This window comes from Pseudomonas baetica (assembly GCF_019733355.1).
GTDB classification, from domain to species: Bacteria; Pseudomonadota; Gammaproteobacteria; order Pseudomonadales; family Pseudomonadaceae; genus Aquipseudomonas; species Aquipseudomonas baetica_A.
The window spans coordinates 1-2,097 of sequence record NZ_JAIHLQ010000108.1; the positions used below are offsets into that span (position 1 = coordinate 1).

A 2,097-nucleotide genomic window follows, 5' to 3' on the forward strand; every position below is an offset into this window, starting at 1 on the left:
TCGGTGACGTTGGTAACCGCCGGAACGGTGCTCGGGACCAGGTTCTCGAAGTTGCCGCCGGTCGCGGTGGTAATGGTTGCCTCGACTTTGCCGGCATCTTTGTAAACGTCATCGGCTGGAGCCGGAACAGTCACGGTGCCCGTGGTTTTACCGGCCTCAATGGTGATGACGGCGCCGTTGGACAGAGTCACAGTCACTGGCGAGCCAGCGGCGTTGGTCAGGGTGGCGGTGTAAACAATCGAGCCGCCCTCAGCCACGGTACCGGTCGCTGACAGCGACAGGTTGGTGGTGTCGACAGTGTCAGTCACGGTGGTGCTGACTGGCGTTTTGTCGGCCACGAGGTTTTCGTAGTTACCGCCGCTTACGTCAGTGATCGAGTTGGTCAGCGGTGCCTGGCCAACCAATGCATCGTTAGGCGCAGTGGTGGTCACGGTGCCGGTGGTTTTGCCGACTTCGATGGTGATGTTTTGGCCGTTGGCCAGGGTCACGACGACTGGCGAACCGGTAACCGGAGCACCAACAGTGGCGGTGTAAGTGACAGTGCCGCCTTCAGCCACGGAGGTATCAGCCGTCAGTTTGACGGTCGAGGTGTCGATGGTATCGGTCACTTCAGTCACGGCCGGGACAGTGCTCGGCACCAGGTTCTCGAAGTTGCCACCAGTCGCGGTTGCAATGGTTGCCTCGACTTTACCGGCATCTTTGTAAACGTCATCGGCCGGCGCTGGAACGGTGACTGTACCGGTGGTTTTGCCAGCGTCGATGGTGATCACTGCGCCGTTGGACAGGGTTACGGTGACTGGCGAGCCAGCGGCGTTGGTCAGGGTCGCGGTGTAAACGATCGAGCCACCCTCGGCGACCGAGTCGGTCGCGCTGAGCGACAGGTTGGTGGTGTCGACGGTATCAGTCACGGTGGTGCTGACTGGCGTCTTATCGGCGACCAGATCTTCGTAGTTGCCGCCGCTAACGCCAGTGATCGAGTTGGTCAGCGGTGCCTGGCCGACCAATGCATCGTTAGGCGCGTTGGTGGTCACGGTGCCAGTGGTTTTGCCGACTTCGATGGTGATGTTCTGACCGTTGGCCAGAGTCACGGTGACCGGCGAACCAGTGACCGGAGCACCAACAGTGGCGGTGTAAGTGACAGTGCCGCCTTCAGCCACGGAGGTATCAGCCGTCAGTTTGACGGTCGAAGTGTCGATGGTGTCGGTCACTTCAGTCACGGCCGGAATGGTGCTCGGCACCAGGTTCTCGAAGTTGCCACCCGTGGCAGTCGAAATGGTTGCCTCGACCTTGCCGGCATCTTTGTAAACATCATCGGCCGGCGCTGGGACGGTCACAGTGCCGGTGGTTTTACCGGCCTCGATGGTGATCACTGCGCCGTTGGACAGAGTCACGGTGACTGGCGAGCCAGCGGCATTGGTCAGGGTGGCGGTGTAGACGATTGAGCCACCCTCGGCGACCGAGTCGGTCGCGCTGAGCGACAGGTTGGTGGTGTCGACGGTGTCAGTCACGGTGGTGCTGACTGGTGTTTTGTCGGCCACGAGGTTTTCGTAGTTGCCGCCAGTTACGCCGGTGATCGCATTCGTCAGCGGCGCATGGCCGGTCAGTACGTCATTTGGCGCGGTGGTGGTCACGGTGCCGGTGGTTTTGCCGACTTCGATGGTGATGTTCTGGCCATTGGCCAGAGTCACGACGACTGGCGAACCAGTGACTGGAGCGCCCACGGTTGCGGTGTAGGTGACGGTGCCACCTTCAGCAGCCGACTCGGAGGCGGTGAGTTTGACGGTGGTGGTGTCGATGGTATCGGTGACGTTGGTAACCGCCGGAACGGTGCTCGGCACCAGGTTCTCGAAGTTGCCGCCGGTCGCTGTGCTGATCGTTGCCTGGACGGTACCGGCATCTTTGTAAACGTCATCGGCCGGCGCTGGAACGGTCACAGTGCCGGTGGTTTTACCGGCTTCGATGGTGATCACTGCGCCGTTGGACAGAGTCACGGTGACTGGCGAGCCAGCAGCGTTGGTCAGGGTGGCGGTGTAGACGATTGAGCCGCCCTCAGCCACGGTACCGGTCGCTGACAGCGACAGGTTGGTGGTGTCGACG

1 protein-coding gene is annotated in these 2,097 nt (G+C 61.3%); it reads right to left on the reverse strand.

Annotated elements, in window-relative coordinates:
• A partial coding sequence (locus K5E40_RS34240; RefSeq protein WP_409339159.1) for an immunoglobulin-like domain-containing protein occupies positions 1–2,097 on the reverse strand: 2,097 nt, incomplete at both ends.